Source organism: Azospirillum sp. FG154, from assembly GCF_057809575.1.
On the sequence record NZ_JBMDKF010000003.1, the window covers coordinates 115,291 to 129,466 of the forward strand.

Annotated in this window: 15 protein-coding genes and 1 pseudogene; 6 read left to right on the plus strand and 10 right to left on the minus strand. The window is 63.9% G+C overall.

Features of this window, described 5'->3' with window-relative positions; genetic code table 11:
- The first annotated feature begins 81 nt into the window (after positions 1 to 81).
- Positions 82 to 1,587, plus strand: a complete 1,506-nt coding sequence (locus ACODS4_RS04660; protein WP_488861192.1) for an SMODS domain-containing nucleotidyltransferase — start codon at positions 82 to 84, stop codon at positions 1,585 to 1,587.
- Between the two features lie 108 nt (positions 1,588 to 1,695).
- Here the strand turns inward: ACODS4_RS04660 and ACODS4_RS04665 are convergent.
- The 7 genes and pseudogenes from ACODS4_RS04665 to ACODS4_RS04695 form a co-directional block, all read right to left on the minus strand.
- Positions 1,696 to 2,256, minus strand: a pseudogene (locus ACODS4_RS04665) (DUF305 domain-containing protein); the annotation flags it as partial.
- Positions 2,257 to 2,643: 387 nt separating this feature from the next.
- Entirely contained in the window at positions 2,644 to 3,810 is a 1,167-nt protein-coding gene (locus ACODS4_RS04670) for an SAVED domain-containing protein (protein ID WP_488861194.1), read from the minus strand.
- Positions 3,811 to 3,821: 11 nt separating this feature from the next.
- Positions 3,822 to 4,373: a type II CBASS E2 protein gene (locus ACODS4_RS04675; protein WP_488861196.1), complete on the minus strand. Its 552-nt coding sequence runs from the start codon at positions 4,371 to 4,373 to the stop codon at positions 3,822 to 3,824.
- A gap of 77 nt (positions 4,374 to 4,450) precedes the next feature.
- A complete protein-coding gene (locus tag ACODS4_RS04680; protein ID WP_488861198.1) occupies positions 4,451 to 5,596 on the minus strand; it encodes a nucleotidyltransferase domain-containing protein in 1,146 nt (381 codons plus the stop codon).
- 772 nt (positions 5,597 to 6,368) lie between these two features.
- Positions 6,369 to 6,752 carry a hypothetical protein gene (locus tag ACODS4_RS04685; RefSeq protein ID WP_488861200.1) on the minus strand — a complete coding sequence of 128 codons (384 nt, stop codon included), beginning with the start codon at positions 6,750 to 6,752 and terminating at the stop codon, positions 6,369 to 6,371.
- Entirely contained in the window at positions 6,749 to 7,705 is a 957-nt protein-coding gene (locus ACODS4_RS04690; RefSeq protein WP_488861202.1) for a helix-turn-helix transcriptional regulator, read from the minus strand. The genes ACODS4_RS04685 and ACODS4_RS04690 overlap by 4 nt, the downstream gene beginning before the upstream one ends.
- 356 nt (positions 7,706 to 8,061) lie before the next feature.
- Positions 8,062 to 8,310: a hypothetical protein gene (locus ACODS4_RS04695; protein ID WP_488861204.1), complete on the minus strand. Its 249-nt coding sequence runs from the start codon at positions 8,308 to 8,310 to the stop codon at positions 8,062 to 8,064.
- 99 nt (positions 8,311 to 8,409) lie between these two features.
- Here ACODS4_RS04695 and ACODS4_RS04700 point away from each other — a divergent pair, with 99 nt between their 5' ends.
- Both ACODS4_RS04700 and ACODS4_RS04705 read left to right on the plus strand, forming a co-directional pair.
- Positions 8,410 to 8,853, plus strand: a complete 444-nt coding sequence (locus ACODS4_RS04700) for a hypothetical protein (RefSeq protein ID WP_488861206.1) — start codon at positions 8,410 to 8,412, stop codon at positions 8,851 to 8,853.
- A 264-nt stretch (positions 8,854 to 9,117) separates the two neighbouring features.
- Positions 9,118 to 9,378: a hypothetical protein gene (locus ACODS4_RS04705; protein WP_488861208.1), complete on the plus strand. Its 261-nt coding sequence runs from the start codon at positions 9,118 to 9,120 to the stop codon at positions 9,376 to 9,378.
- An 18-nt stretch (positions 9,379 to 9,396) separates the two neighbouring features.
- On the opposite strand, the gene ACODS4_RS04710 is transcribed toward ACODS4_RS04705, so the two are convergent.
- From ACODS4_RS04710 to ACODS4_RS04720, 3 genes are all read right to left on the minus strand, one after another.
- Positions 9,397 to 10,005: a hypothetical protein gene (locus ACODS4_RS04710; protein WP_488861210.1), complete on the minus strand. Its 609-nt coding sequence runs from the start codon at positions 10,003 to 10,005 to the stop codon at positions 9,397 to 9,399.
- A 446-nt stretch (positions 10,006 to 10,451) separates the two neighbouring features.
- Positions 10,452 to 11,180, minus strand: a complete 729-nt coding sequence (locus ACODS4_RS04715) for a hypothetical protein (protein ID WP_222533487.1) — start codon at positions 11,178 to 11,180, stop codon at positions 10,452 to 10,454.
- Complete coding sequence (locus tag ACODS4_RS04720) at positions 11,180 to 11,629, minus strand: hypothetical protein (RefSeq protein WP_222533488.1); 450 nt, start codon at positions 11,627 to 11,629, stop codon at positions 11,180 to 11,182. The genes ACODS4_RS04715 and ACODS4_RS04720 overlap by 1 nt, the downstream gene beginning before the upstream one ends.
- A gap of 331 nt (positions 11,630 to 11,960) precedes the next feature.
- Here ACODS4_RS04720 and ACODS4_RS04725 point away from each other — a divergent pair, with 331 nt between their 5' ends.
- The 3 genes from ACODS4_RS04725 to ACODS4_RS04735 all read left to right on the plus strand — a co-directional run bounded on the left by ACODS4_RS04725 (position 11,961) and on the right by ACODS4_RS04735 (position 14,082).
- A complete protein-coding gene (locus ACODS4_RS04725) occupies positions 11,961 to 13,280 on the plus strand; it encodes a competence protein CoiA family protein (RefSeq protein ID WP_488861212.1) in 1,320 nt (439 codons plus the stop codon).
- A gap of 263 nt (positions 13,281 to 13,543) precedes the next feature.
- Positions 13,544 to 13,738: a hypothetical protein gene (locus tag ACODS4_RS04730; RefSeq protein ID WP_488861214.1), complete on the plus strand. Its 195-nt coding sequence runs from the start codon at positions 13,544 to 13,546 to the stop codon at positions 13,736 to 13,738.
- A gap of 20 nt (positions 13,739 to 13,758) precedes the next feature.
- Entirely contained in the window at positions 13,759 to 14,082 is a 324-nt protein-coding gene (locus ACODS4_RS04735) for a nucleotide-binding domain-containing protein (RefSeq protein WP_488861216.1), read from the plus strand.
- The last annotated feature ends 94 nt before the right edge of the window (positions 14,083 to 14,176 follow it).

The following is a 14,176-nucleotide window of genomic DNA, read 5'->3' on the forward strand; positions in this document are numbered from 1 at the left end:
CGGTTAAGTCGGACCTGAACAAACCACGGGCGCCCTTACGATTTTCTTAACCACAATCCCGCAACGTGAAGGACCGGCTGGATGGTCGCTCACTGGCCGGGCACAGCGACCTGGAACCGTTTCATGCGCCACACCCAAGCTTTCACGACGTTCCTCACCGCGGTGGTCAACCTGAACGAGGCCCGCATCACGCGGCTTGAGGGCCACGTTGCGGCAATCGAGGATTTCCTGTCGCACAGCGACTACGGGGCCAGCATCCACGGCTTCAGCCCGCAGGGATCCTGGGCCCATAAGACCATCATCCGACCGGTCACGAGCGAGGACAGGTTCGATGCCGACCTCGTGATGTTCGTGGAGCCCAGGGCAGACTGGACGCCCAAACAGCACGTCGAGGATCTGTACCGGGTCTTCCGCGCGTCCGGGTTGTACAAGGACAAGGTCAGCCGGAACACGCGCTGCGTGATGCTGGAATACGCCAAGGACTTCGACCTCGATGTCGTGCCGGTCGTCCGGCGCGAGCCGACGGATTGGGAGAAGCTGCTCGGCAAGGGGACCACCTTCGCCGTCTGCAACCGGCTTACCGACGAGGAGGAGGCGACCAATCCCGAGGCATACACGGCCTGGGTCGGCGAGCTTGACGACGCGGCCAGCGGCATGCTGCGCCAGTCGACGCGCCTGCTGAAGTATCTTCGCGACATCAAGGGCACGTTCTCCGTGAAGTCGATCCTGCTCACCACGCTGGTCTGCCAGCGGGCCGAGGAGCGTCTGGCGATCGACAGTTGGAACGACCCTTGGGCGGACCTGCCGACGGCGTTCCGCACGATTCTCAGTGACCTGGACGACTGGCTCCAGGCCCGGCCGAACATGCCCGCGGTCGAGAATCCCAAGGTTCCGGGCGAGACGTTCACCCGGCACTGGGACCAGGAGAAGTACGAGAACTTCCGCAACTGCATTCATCGGTACCGGGAGTGGGTGGACGACGCCTACAATGAGGCTGACGAGCAGAAGAGCCTGAAGAAGTGGCGCGACGTCTTCGGCGATGAGTTCGCGCCCGGCGCCGTCGCCGAGTCGGCGACCGTGGCGAAATCCGCGGGCTTCGCTGACGACCGCTCGTTGGTGCTCGCCGCGGCCCAGCATGGCACCAACTTCCTGAAGAGTTTCATGTCCAGGGCTACACACGTCGTGCCAGTTCCCTGGCGGGACGCGCCGAGGCGCATCTCGGTAACGGTGACGGCGACTCTGCACCACGAGGAGGGCGGCGCTGAAGCCGGGCGGCTGCTCAACGGCCAAGTCATCGGCCGCGGCTGGCACATCCGGTTCAGCGCGACCGTCGGCATGGGTGGCGTGCCGAAGGGCTGGAGGGTCCGCTGGCGCGTGACCAACACCGGTGCGGAGGCGGCGGCGAAGAAGCAGCTGCGCGGTGACCTTGCCAAGTGGAACAAGGGCAGCACCACGCACTGGGAGCACACTGCTTACGTCGGCGTCCATTGGGTGGAGGCCTTCGTTGTCGACACCAAGGGCTGGTGCATTGGACGATCCGAGCCGTTCTTCGTAGTCATCGAGGACCGTCAGGCGTCGGCGGCCTGACCAGGGCAGCGGCCCGGCGGGCTGGGTTCGACGTCGACGTCTCCCTGTTCCATACGGTCCAGATCCCGTCCATCGCGCTGGGCACCAACCTGGCCGTGACCGGCGTCATCAATGCGCCATCGCCTTGTGGTTCGTCTGTCCGTACCCACCGTGCATGGACATGCTGTGCACCATCGACGAGTCGAGTTTGATGGCACGGGCATTGCCGGAGAAGCGGTCGATCACACTCTCCAGAAACCCGATCTCGTAGGTCTGATCCTGGACGATGTCGAAGTTCATCTCGCGCAAGAAGCTGTTCTTGCCGTTCGGGTTGACGTTGTAGGCGCGCGCCATGTTCAGCGCGACTTGGTGGTGCGCGATCATCGCCTTGGCCCGCCGGACGTCGTATTCGCCGACCGCGCCATGCGTTGTCCAGAGGTCAAGGGCCGTTGGGGGCAGTGCCTTCAGGTAGGCCAGTTGGTGCTCCACCCTCTTGGTGGTCACGGACCGCCGGACGAGCTTCGTCGCGCCGTAGTCGACTAGCACCGTAGGTGGCTGCTCGACTTGGCGCTTCACGTAATCGAGCTCGGCGAACTCATACTCCTGGTTGGCGATGATGGCACCGGTCATGCGGCGCAGGACTGGGCTTTTGCCCTTGGCCAAATATTCCTGAGACATCGTCAGCGCGCCTGCGTGGTGCTCGCGCGCCGGTCACGTAGCCTAGGTCAGTTTTCACAACCGCAGGATCGGCCGCCCCGCCCGATACCAGGTCGAACTCGTAGACGACGGTGTCGTGCCAATCCCCGCCGCCACCGCCGTCGGCAATGGCAATTGAGGTCGCCGACACCGTCATGGCAAGCGCCAGGGCGCGACTCAGCAGAGAGTTCTTCTTCGTTAGCATGGGTGTCTCCTCAGCTGACAAGCCCCGTTAAGGGACAGCGAACACCCCGAGATGGCGCCGCGAGGGCGGTCGTCTATCAGGCGGACACCGGGCGGCGCCCAAGCGCAAACTCGCCGTCTAGGACACCCTTAACGTCCCGAACAGCTCCGGTGAACACGACGCCGATCGGACATCCGTTAGGCGCTGTGGTCGGTAGGGTGCTGGGCTGCAAGCGGCGCCCGGCGGACGACCATCGGTCGGTTGATCCCGTGGGTCGGCATCTTTACGGCCCATGGATGGGGCGGGTTCGCCGTCTTCTCATACTGATGCACCAGCACCTCTGGCAGGTTGCGCTGGTCGTAGCGCTGCCCCAATCGGAAGACGACGCTGTTCTGAGCCACCAGGAACAAATGGATGGTTCGGACCCCGCGGTTGCCGAGGTCGCTAACCACCTTCAGAAACTGGGCGGCCAGTGCCCGTTGCTTCGCGTCGGACCAGTGATTGTCCTTGTCGATGGTCGGCAGCGAAAGTCGAACGACGGGCACCGCGCCGAGCGACCGGCCGACGGCGTCTGCATCCACAGCGTAGGAGACCTCGACGGCCACCGCGACCTCTGCCGCGCTACGGGGAACGCGGTCAAAGCCATCCACGATGAACCGCTCCCCGTCGTCGGCGCCGTCCAGGCTTCGCCAGCGCGCCTCACCGCGGTCCCAGTCCACGATGCGGACGGCACCGTCGTCATCGAGCAAGAACCCGGCGAGGAAGGTCAGGGGCACCGGAGACACGCCGCCGTACACCACGGTGACGTCCTCGCGAGCCACGTCGGAAACCGAGCGCTCCAGGTCGTGGCGCACCGTTGCGACCTCGCCGACGACCCGCTCCGGGTCCGTCACCGAGTTGTTCTCAACATATGGCGTGTGGTCCAGCAGGATACTCTGCGGGACACCAACGACGTCCTTCGGCAGAGCGTCCTTCAGAGGAGATCCGGAACTCTTGGCGAGGCCGCGCTGCTCGATGACGACAACACGCCTGCGAGCGCGCCGCTCCTCTTCCTTTCTCTCCTCCTCTGCAAAGCGAATCGCTTCCCAGACGCCCCCGACGGCGGTGAGGACAAGCCCGATCATGAAGGCAAGCCACGTGATGAGTTCCGGTGTTCCGCCAGAGATCTCGATGTGGAGGGAAAGGGCCCTCACATCGTCGGCGTAGAAAAGCGACGACACCCAAGACCCGGCGACCGTCGCACCGATAAGGATCAGGCCCGCCCTGAAGATTCTCAAAGGGAATGACCTGCGGCGCAAGGCGAAGTCCACAACCTTCGACACGGCGGTGAGCAGGGTGTCGAAGGCCTTATGCAGCAGGGACATCGGCTCAATCCTCAGGCAGGCAGGCTGGACGGGGCGGCGCCGTGCGCCCGGCGGACTAGGAAGCCCATCTCTGACATTACATGCGGGTTCAGGGCGAGGGCGAGGCGGCGTGTTGCTGCATGGCCAGGGACGGAGCGACCGTCACGGTCGCCGATGCGCTCGGGGTCGCCGTCGGGATGACGACCGCCGCCGGTCCACTCTCCGGTGGCCTGCCAGAGTTCGTAGTGAACGAACCAATGGAGGAGCCAGGGCACCACGGTCTCCGCAAGCGGCATGAATACGTTCCACTCTCCTGGGTAGTAAAGACAGGGAACGACAGGATGGTCCTCTTGGTAAACGTGCGGGATCGGCTCCATCGGGGCCTCCGGACGCCTGCGCAGTTCAGGGGCGAGAACCCGGGCGCGCGGCGGCCTGTATGCCACCTCGACGTCGCGGAAGACGGCGCCGACAATGAAGCCGAGCTCGATGGTGTAGGATTGTGCGACCGGGCGCAACGTCCCCCGCCATGTGATTCCCCAACGGGTGCGCCAGATTGGACGCAGGCGGGGGAACAGGCGCGCCATGCCCGCCGCCTGATCCTCCAGCACGTTCCGAGCGAATTGAGCATCGCCAGGCCGGGGAAACGGGGGACGCGACACGATCAACGTCCCTCGCGGTCGGGGCCTCCGAAGAAGGTGTGCGTGGCTACGGTTTGGCCGCCGGTCGCCGCGACGGGCAAAACGATGCCGGTGCGCGGCCGCCAGCCAACACCCGACGTCTGCCCCGTGCTTCCAATGCGCTCGTTGAGAGCTTCGAAGGCAAGGTTGGTGACAGCCTCGCCGAACAGGCTCCGGAGCACGTCACGCTTGGCGGAGAGCGGTTCATCGGACTCGTTCAACGCGATGAGAGTTCTCCGGAGCGCACCCATCTCCTTTGCAAACCGGTTCTGCTCGGCCTGGTTTGCGGGCCAACGATCCGCGAAGTTCTCCTGCGGACACGCTGGGTTCTCCACCCGGAGGGGGCCGCGCGCCAGAGTCTGCTCAATGCTCAACGCAAGGCGAGCCAGCTGGCCGATCAGGCCGTCGCCCCTCGGAGCGTGCATGGTGAACCATGCCAGCAGGACCGAGGGTGGCTTGTTGCCGCCACGCTCATAAAGCACGTTCCGATGCCGCTTCAGCAGCTGAAGCGCGAGAAGCTGATCGGACTTTGCCTCAAGGGGCTTCTGTTCGGGCACAGGAAGCGCCCGCTCCATCGCCAAGACGAATTCGCGCGGCAGGGTGGCATCCTCGAACGCTCGGGCGAAGCCCTCGGGGTTGCTGACAACGTGGGACGGCCGTTCAGGGTGACGGTCAAAAATAACGCTTGTGCGCGGCGCGCCATTGATCGACACAGCTGGAGTGATGTCGAGATGCATCTCTTCGTACTCAACGGTGACGCATCGCTTCTTCTTCGTAACGCGGCACCCGCGGTACCGGCCGTCGTCCCGTTCCCGCGTCAGGCCCTTCACCACGAGGTCAAGGACCGTATCCGGGTCCTCGGTCTGTTGCACGTTCTTGAGTTCGAGCATTAGGTCGATGTCGAACTCATCGTGGTCCAGCCGCGACGAGATCGTCGATTGGATTCGGAACGACCCCTGCGGATAGAGAAGAAGCGGGCCGTGGGGACGCAGAGGGCTGCCATCCGCTTCCAAGAATTTGGCGACAGCCTCGTAGTGTGTAACCGCCTCAGCGTACCTGCTCGGCGGAAGCTGAACCTTTTGGGCGATGTCGCGAAGGAGTTCGTTAAGCCAAGCAGTCGTACCGTTCATGATGGATCCGTTGTGGCACTGGGTTGCGCGACGCATGCCGAGAAGGGGTGTCGCGTCCCGCGTGCGCAGCGGGGGCACCTCGAACAGCGATGCTTCGACCGCCCATATGAGACACTCCCAGGTTGCTTTCAAGTAAGCACAAAAATATCGCGCATTTTAGATGAATGGACCTTCCTGTGCCCTCTGTGAGAGCGCGGGGCGCCTTGAGGCAGGGACACTGGTGGTGGAGGCCGTCCAGATCAAAGAGAAATACGGCGGCCTGTGCTTCTGCACGCGCGGGCACGACAGGTTCGAAGACGGAGCGATCAACTTGGCGGAGGCGTTCTCGAACCGGGTCTGCGAGGAAACCGGGGCACCGGGACGGCCGTGCCGCTGCGGCGGCTGTTGCGGACGCTGTCACCCGCCGAGGCCGGGCGCCAGGGGTATGAGCCAAGGGACCTGTCCCGGTGGCGGGCGCCACGCATTCCCGAGCTGGACCCGACGCTTTCCGCAACATTGGCGTAGCGGCACCCGCTGGTCATGGTCGGCCAGCTCGACGTGCCGCTCGGATGGGCGACCTCGCGGACACGTACCTCGATCTCCTGACCCGCCCGTCCGAGCGGTCCGGCGTCTCATACCGCGTCGAGTAGTTCCTGGGCCATGAAGGCGGTCGGCTGCTCGCCGTCACCAGCCTGCCGATTGGGCGCAGCCTTGGACTACCTGTGCGGCCTCAGCGCGTTCCTTGAAGCGATGTCGCGGCACCTGGACCCGTACACCGGGATGCCTGTTTCTGTCAGCTGAAGCGATGCCTTTGCCCGGCCGAGGCTTCAGCTTGCGGCTCTGGTTGACCACGCCACCGACACCCGCGGTCGCCCCCGTAGCTGTCCAGAGATCTTTCTTCGGTGGTGCGGAGAAGATGCCGCTTTTTGGAACTCCCCGCACGGTACACGGTGACGACCTGTTCGCCGTCGACGACCACCCGCGCTCCACGGAGGCGGCGTACTTGGTCCAGCAGGCGCTTCAGATGACGCTCGGCGGCTTGGCAGTCCTTCTCCCTGACCAAGTAGCCGTCTTCCACCTCCGTGCCGACCAGCATGATCAGCTCAAGGTCATCGGCATGAAGGGCGCGCTGCGCCATTCTCGTGGTTGCGTGGCGGGTGATGGACACGTCGGTCATGACACAGCTCCATCGCCTTCGCGGCCGAGCCCGAGGTCTTCGGCGGAAATCCCCAGTTCGGCAAAAAATTTCTCGGCGCGTTCGCGGGCTTCCTCTGACTTTTGCCGCAGCCACGCCACGCGCTCGGCCGAAGCCTTCTTGAACAGCTCGCGCGGCATTTCGTGCAGCGCCACGCTGCCGTCGAGAATGTCTTCGGCCAAGGTGACGTCACCGCCTGCCAGGGCGAGCGCCTCGTCACGGCAGACGCGATATTCCGTCCCGTATCTTCCGTCATAGCGGTCGACGCTCTCCACCCCTGGTACCCCGGCGGCGACTTCCCGCAGGTAGGCGACCAACGGGTTGTCCGCCCCTTCGTCGTAGTCGGCGTCGACATGTTCGAGCGCCAGCGTGGCGCCGAAAACATCCCGCTTCTTGATGGATCGCTGCTCCCCTTGGATGGCCTCTTCCCCCACAAAGCTCCGCGCAACGATCTCACCCGGGAGGTGCGGAAAGTTCCTGGCCAGCTTATCCTCGTGGTCGAACAGCGTCAGGAGTTCACTGAGCTTTTCTTGGCGCCGCTTTAGGCTCTGCTCGCACACAAGCCCGACCAGCAGTGGCGCCAGTTCGACCATACGGGGGATCGAGATCCCGTACCGGAGTGACGTCAGCGTGAAAGCGTTGCGAATGGCGCCGTCCATGCGGACGTTCAGCTGGTATTCCTCAGCCGACACCGCGGACGACGGCTGCGCGTCCAGCGGCGGCAACGGCTTCCGCCCGCTCAGTACGTCCTCGTCAACGCCAAGCGCCTTACACAGGGCCAGAAGCGTGTTCTTTCGAAGGTTCTTCTGGCGGCCGTTCTCAAGGCGATAGACGGTCTGTTTGGTGACGACCGCTTTTTCGGCAAGATTTGTTTGAGAATAGTTCTTCCGCTTGCGGAGTTCGATCAGACGTTGGGGGTCAATTTGCTGGGTCATTGCCATTCTGCCGTGTCGCTGTTGAGCGTATCTGGCAAAAATATGCGGCCAAAAATTTAGCATAGCAATCTACATATCCGCCTACGTGAATATGAATTGTGCTCCGATTCGACGACATCGTGTCGCCAGTTTTGCTTGGGATGACGCCGTACTGTCACGGCAGCAACGACCGCTACGTGATGCAGACCCTGTGGGAATGTCTATGGTGTAGACATCCTGTTCATTCTGTGTGGTGTCTCCCGAGGCGATCGTGCCGCCCCATTACCCAAGCGGATGGCCAACCACGCTCAGGCGACGAGAAGCCCGCGGCCTCCCACACCACCGCACACAGCCGCAGTGCAGTCCTAAGAAGCATCTCAATTGACGGAAGCCACCATTGATAGTGGAGCCCACGCCGAGGTAAAAACGGCGGGAGCAATCTGGAGAAGTGCGACCGCGATGCTGGTCTTCGGCGTGCAGATACCGACTTTCGCGAACGCCCCGACGGTGTCGGGCATTGCGAGCAAGCGCACGAAATCCGCCCCGGCGCCTCCTGGGCGTCCGGGGCACCCGGTCAGGAGTTCCAGATGGCGGTCTTCTTCACCAGCGACACGCACTTCGGCCATGCCCGGATCCTTGAGCATTGCCGCCGCCCGTTACCGAGAACCCGTTCCTTGCCAGCGGTCGCCGCATTCTGTGCGGACCGGTGTCCGCAGGAGGCGCGCATGTGGTTCGACGATCCGTTGGGCGATGGGCGTCCGCCCATTCTCTTCCCCAAGGTCCGCTGCGGCGGCCGCCACGTCGCCTGGGTCCGCCAGTTCTTGTCGAAGGAGCTCCGCGGTACGGCGCAACGCTCGCTCGGCAGCCAGCCCATCGACCTGGGCACCGTCGCGCCGCTGACCCGGGAGCGCATGGAACCCCAGGAGCGTGCACAGGCCCAGGCGTTGTTCTCGCAGAAGGTCGGGACCAACACCGTCTCGGCTGTCCGCGAGATTGAGGAAGCCGTCGCGCGCCTGCGCGGTGCCGCGGAGAACCTGAAGGCGATGGCCACCTCGTCCAACGCCAACCCTGGTGCTCGCCGCGGGCCGTGTCGGCGGCGCCCAGAAAGCGGTGTTCGACAGCGCCGTACGGGCGTTCCTGGAGGCTCTGGATGCGGCCGCGCGGAATGACCGCGCCCAAGCCCGCGACGCCAGCCAGCGCGCACCCTGAGGCCTTGAAGGGGCCCGACGCCCCGCTGCCCACTGCCGCACCGCCCACCGCCCTCGTGGAGGCGCCGGTGGCCCTCCAGACGGAGCCGAGCCTGGACCCTGCCAAGCCCGCGAAGAAGGGCAAGAAGAGCACTTGGTAGAAGACCGAGCGCAGGGTCCAGCAGACCGTGGACGCGGCGCCGCAGGCGCGGGAAACAACGGGCCGCAGACCGCAAGAAGAAGGCTGTGGCCCAGTCCGCCGCCCAGCCCGAAATGCCGATCGCCGCCCCGACAGCGGAATCGGTGTTCGTGGCCAAAGATGTACCGACCATGACGTTCGACGACGCCGCACCGGAAGCCGCCGACGTCGTGTTCATGCCGATGCCCGCGCCGCCGTCGGCCGCACTGGTGGACGCGGGCGAGCAGCTGGACCTCGAGACCTTCCTGGCGAGCCTGGATGGCGGCCAGCTCGAGCCGATGCCCGAACCCACCGTCCCGTCGCGGTGACCGCCAGGTCGGAAGGGCTCAGCCGCCGAACGCTGCGTGCACGATGTGGCGCGCCTCGTCGGCCGAGACGTGGTGGTCACGCCAAGGGGCAACCGAGTGCCCGCCGATCGTCCCATACGCCTTGATGCGCAGGTTCCCGTGGTTCTTTGGCGCATTGCCGTCCTGGCGCGGTCGCTGGAACTTGCGGCGTCCGGTCAGCCGCTCGGCGTCGGCGTCGGAGAGCAGGAACAGCGCGTAGCGGCTGCCTGCACCGTCGTCCTTGCCGACGGTTTCCGGTTGCTGGTCGCCGACCAACAGGATTAAGTCGTACCCCTTGCTTTGGTTCTCGCCGAAGATTTGCGAGAATTTGCGAGAAGTACCGGGACCCGTTGGCGGCTGAGACCGTCCTGCCCTTGGCCTTGACCAGCACATGGCGGCCGTCGGGACCGTCCACGCGGACGTCGTGCCCTCCGTGCCTGGAACGGGCCTGCCGCCAAGGATCCACGCCGCCAGGGCTTCCGTGCGGTCTTTCAGGGACGGCTCGCTGGCCTTCGCCGCCGCCTGGGTGATGCTCTCGGTGCTTGCGTCCTCGGGCAGTGGCTGTCGACGGTGTGCGGTGGAGAACGCTGCCACCTCGGCCTGCTGCATCTGTCGGTCATCCCCGCGCACTCCGTCAGCACCACGTCGAGGCCGCGCTGGGCTTCGCTCGTCAGTACGGTGGCAGGCTCCTGATCCACTGCCATCTTGGCATCGCGCGTTCGACCGCCACGTTCGACCGCCATGGCGCTGGCTGTCGTCGCCGACGGCCTCGGACCGGGTCGGGAAGCCGAGGCGCTGGACCGGGTGCTGGCGGCACGCCCCTGCGCCACACCGAATCCCTCTGATCGTTGCGCTTTCCGACCGCCTGCTCGACCGCGGTGGCCCGCTTGCGGCGATGGTCGAAGGCCACCCCGACATCGTCCGTCGGCGCGGCGGCCAGAGCTGCCCGTAAGCCCGGCGGCATCCAGCGGCACCTGCGACCGGATGCCGGTGCGGCACATGCTCCTGACGCTCTGATCGGTTTGCCTGCCAAAGCCTTGGTCGAGGCGTGGGCGTTATCGCTTCATGTCCTCGTGAATGCGTGCCGCGACATCCACAATCAGAGGATGAGGGCCGGGGGCTGTCAGGTTGGCGTTCGCATACACATTGATCCCGTAGTAATCCAGCACCTGTGTTCCTCCCACCGACATCCCTCCAAGCACTGTAACCGCAAACATGCGAGTTTTGCTGAATGCCTGCTTGTAGCTGCCACCGCGGCTGCGGTTCGGCGACAAATCAAAAGCGTTGCCGACGCTGCCTCTGGCGATCCCGACACCCGCTCCTTTCGGGATATCCTTGCATTCAACTGCGACCTTCAGATCCTTGCCGGATGGGCGGCCGTCACCCGGCAGATTGCGCAGGTCGTCGCCGGTTTTTTGGGCAATAACGGACACGTCTTGTTCGTGGTTACTTCCAGAGCGTCCCTTGAACTGGACACTGTTGTGGATTTCATAAACGCGCTTGGCCCGACGCCCATGGAAGGTCAGGCGGATGAAACCTGGGCGCGGAGCGTTTGCGGTCGCCGGGTGGATCTTACCTGGGCTTTGCCTGATGACGAAGTGACTGGCGGGTGTTCCAGTATGGTCGCACACCTCTACCGTGGTCCGGTAGTAGGGCGACTTGAATTGGTAGGCGACTGACAGGGCGACAAGCGCCTCGTAGGCCGTCCCTGCTTTGTTAAAGGCGAAGCCGGGCGGCAGCGCGGCGCCAAGCTGGGTCAGCAGGTCGATGATCTCGGTACGCATCACGAGCCCTTCGACGGAAGGCTATCGAGGGTCCGCATGTTCCGTGCAAGGCCGAGAAGATGCTCGAGCTTGTCTGCAATTCGGACGGCATCGTCGGGCACGGCTGGAACGGCGCCAACCTCAGGATCGACCCACTCCATCAGCCGTGCCTTAGGGTTATCGGTCACATCCTTCAGCCGATCCTCAGCTGCTTTCAGCAGGCGCACCCGGCCAATCGTCGCGCTCACCAGCATGTCGAGAGCGATATCGAATTGCTCTTCGGCGTCATACGGTTGGGGATCGCTGATGCGGACACGCGGTGCATCATAACCGTCGGCCGGAGACTCCAGCTCTTCGGAGATCCGTCCGGTGAACAGGACAGAGCGGATCTCGTCGGCCAAGCCTGGAAACCCGCCCTGCTCGGCCACCCGAACCACATCTTCCGCTCGGGGATCGATTTTGTAATGCATTCCACCGCCTCCAGCCATCCCAGCACCCAACCCGTCGCAACTACCTCTTTAGATAACGGTTTCGCAACTGTTTTGGTCGAGGTTTGTGGAGTCGGCAACTCCTGCGCATACCATGGTACGCAGGTTGCTCGGCTACCATGCAGAAATGTCTGGAGTGGGAATGCAGCTGATTGCTCGAAACGGATCGGAGTACATTAGAGCGTACTTAGAGACGGCCGAATCCTGGACGCGGGTGCAGGGGCTGAGCAAGTCCGGGAAGCTGCTCATGTGCTGCTGCGATCACCCCGCAAAGGCAACGCGGTCGCCTCGAGGTCTCAGGCACTTTGCGCACATGCCCGGCAGCGCCTGCTCGGTCGGCTCCCAAGAGAGCGAAGCCCACCTCCGCCTCAAAATCGAGGCGTTGACCGTCGCCCACGAACTCGGCTTCGATGCCATTGCGGAGTATGATCGCGGCACAATACGACCGGATGTTGAGGTGGTTCAGCGGGGAACCAAAAAGAATGTGGCCATCGAGATCCAGCTGTCGAGGCAAACCGGCTACACCACCAATGCAAGAACCTCAGCTCGCGCGGAGCAAAATCTGGACACAGTATGGTTCTTTGGCAACAAACGTGATTATTTTGATGCCCCCAAGGACCAACGGCATGTTTTTCCTGTCAGGCTTCCCAGTGGAGACATCGAATCCCAGATTGACGTTCTAAGAGAAAAACTTTCTGCCTTTCTAAGGGGTGTGATCGTTTTTGATGATCTGTCCAACTTGACAAACGTCCCCTTCACCGTTGTTGGGTATGACTTCCCCTGCGGTGAGTGTGGCCGGGATTGGTACAGAACGTCCTACGCGGGGCTCTATCCGAACCGCATCCGGGGCGATCTTCATCCAGTAGCTGTTCCGCTGGCTTCTCTTGGTGACCCAGCAGAAGCCCTCAAGGCGCTCGCTGAGCGCACCGGCAAAGCAACCGGCCGCGTTGCGCCCGGTGGCATGGGGTTACTGTGCCCCCATTGCGGCACCGCCCCAGAAGCGGAGTTCATCACGCCGGAAGTGGCACTGAGGGCTCCGGCGCGGATTATTTCGGGCCACCGCGACATGCGGCGCTTCACTCGGCTCAAACCTGGATGGTGGTGGCGGCGGAACCCGGTGGCTGACGAGCATTGGTCGGACGCTGAGTGGGCCTCGGTCGTTGAACAGGGGGTCAACGCCATCAAAGCCGAACGGCAGAGGATCGCGAGAGAAAAGCGCTTGGCCGAGGAGCGACGACGTATGGAGGCTGAAAGAGCCGAGGCGATCAGATCCGCCACGGCCGCTGAGCTGTCTCTTCTGACGGAGATGCTGGACCCGCATTTGGGAGCGCCAAGTGCCCGAGCTTGGCTGGATCGTGCCAACGACGTTCTTGGCGGAAAAACTCCAAGAGTGGTGGTCCAGCAACATATACGGGCGTGCCATAGCCTGCCGCCTGTTGCACACAGTGCCGCCACAGCGCTTGCCATTCGCATGCTCGATGGCAGCGAGCGGCTCACCGAAGAGCAGTGTGGGTTGTCGAAAAAGAACTTGAAGCAGTTGAGGAAGTCCCGCCGCCAGACAACGGCATCACCGGCGTCCTCCAGCGGCCTGAAACGAGCCTGGGAGCGATTTCGCCGACTGGTGTTCGGATAGTTGACGGCGGTGATTACAGGGGAAAGGAACCGTGAGGGTTTGCCTTCCACCGGTGAACCGGATGATGCTCACGAGCCATGTGGAGGGGTGCCAATCCTGTCGTCATCTCGTGGCCCTGAAAGGTCAGAACCAGTTCGTGCAGACAACCAAGAAGGCCCTCCACAGGAGGTTCAGGGGCAAAGGGATCGCAGTCCTTGCGACTCGGAATTGGCCGCCTAGTGGCGGGAACCGGTCGGCCGATGCTGTAGCACCATGACGCTTCGATGGCACTCGAAATCAGGTTCATCGGGGATAAGCGCGAAGCGAGGGCGGCGATCACCCTGCTGGAGGAGCGCTTGGGCAAATGCGCGGCGAGGTTCGACACCGTGCGGCCATGCCGCCAGGGCGACGCGAGACGGGTCTATGGCGTACTCGCGTCCGCGGCGCTGCTGCGCGCCGACCAGGCGCCCGACGCATGACATGCCAAGGCCACATCCCTATGTACGACACGCACCGCAGCGGTGTTATCGTGCTGCCCAAGGGCGTCGCTCTATGGCCCGCCGCGGCCAACACCAACGTACCGCCATCGTACAACATCCGCTGGATCGTCCAGAACGAGGGCGACGAGGCGCGGGCGGCCGGTCAGATGGGTTGGCAGCAGGACAACGGCGGAGTCGAGCGCTGGACCAGCACGGCGTACCGCAGCGACCACAGCATGGTGTGCCAAATCCACCGGGGCGGCGTCGTGCTAGCCGAGACGGTGCACCGGGTGCGCATTCGCAACGAGGCTTGGTGCGACTTCTTCCGGCGCCGGTGGGTGTAGCGCGTGCTGGCCTGCGCCAGCTCGTGGCCTGGGGATGATCGCATCCGATCAGGATGCGGGTGCTGGCGGCTCAGGGTGGTTGATAAAAGGAATG

Excerpts from the sequence above, each read along its gene's own strand:
- ACODS4_RS04660 (WP_488861192.1), top strand. The coding sequence starts at position 82 with ATGGTCGCTCACTGGCCGGGCACAGCGACCTGGAACCGTTTCATGCGC.
- ACODS4_RS04670 (WP_488861194.1), bottom strand. The coding sequence starts at position 3,810 with ATGTCCCTGCTGCATAAGGCCTTCGACACCCTGCTCACCGCCGTGTCG.
- ACODS4_RS04675 (WP_488861196.1), bottom strand. The coding sequence starts at position 4,373 with ATGGCGCGCCTGTTCCCCCGCCTGCGTCCAATCTGGCGCACCCGTTGG.
- ACODS4_RS04680 (WP_488861198.1), bottom strand. The coding sequence starts at position 5,596 with ATGAACGGTACGACTGCTTGGCTTAACGAACTCCTTCGCGACATCGCC.
- ACODS4_RS04685 (WP_488861200.1), bottom strand. The coding sequence starts at position 6,752 with ATGACCGACGTGTCCATCACCCGCCACGCAACCACGAGAATGGCGCAG.
- ACODS4_RS04690 (WP_488861202.1), bottom strand. The coding sequence starts at position 7,705 with ATGACCCAGCAAATTGACCCCCAACGTCTGATCGAACTCCGCAAGCGG.
- ACODS4_RS04695 (WP_488861204.1), bottom strand. The coding sequence starts at position 8,310 with ATGGCCGAAGTGCGTGTCGCTGGTGAAGAAGACCGCCATCTGGAACTC.
- ACODS4_RS04700 (WP_488861206.1), top strand. The coding sequence starts at position 8,410 with ATGTGGTTCGACGATCCGTTGGGCGATGGGCGTCCGCCCATTCTCTTC.
- ACODS4_RS04710 (WP_488861210.1), bottom strand. The coding sequence starts at position 10,005 with ATGCAGCAGGCCGAGGTGGCAGCGTTCTCCACCGCACACCGTCGACAG.
- ACODS4_RS04715 (WP_222533487.1), bottom strand. The coding sequence starts at position 11,180 with ATGCGTACCGAGATCATCGACCTGCTGACCCAGCTTGGCGCCGCGCTG.
- ACODS4_RS04720 (WP_222533488.1), bottom strand. The coding sequence starts at position 11,629 with ATGCATTACAAAATCGATCCCCGAGCGGAAGATGTGGTTCGGGTGGCC.
- ACODS4_RS04725 (WP_488861212.1), top strand. The coding sequence starts at position 11,961 with ATGCCCGGCAGCGCCTGCTCGGTCGGCTCCCAAGAGAGCGAAGCCCAC.
- ACODS4_RS04730 (WP_488861214.1), top strand. The coding sequence starts at position 13,544 with ATGGCACTCGAAATCAGGTTCATCGGGGATAAGCGCGAAGCGAGGGCG.
- ACODS4_RS04735 (WP_488861216.1), top strand. The coding sequence starts at position 13,759 with ATGTACGACACGCACCGCAGCGGTGTTATCGTGCTGCCCAAGGGCGTC.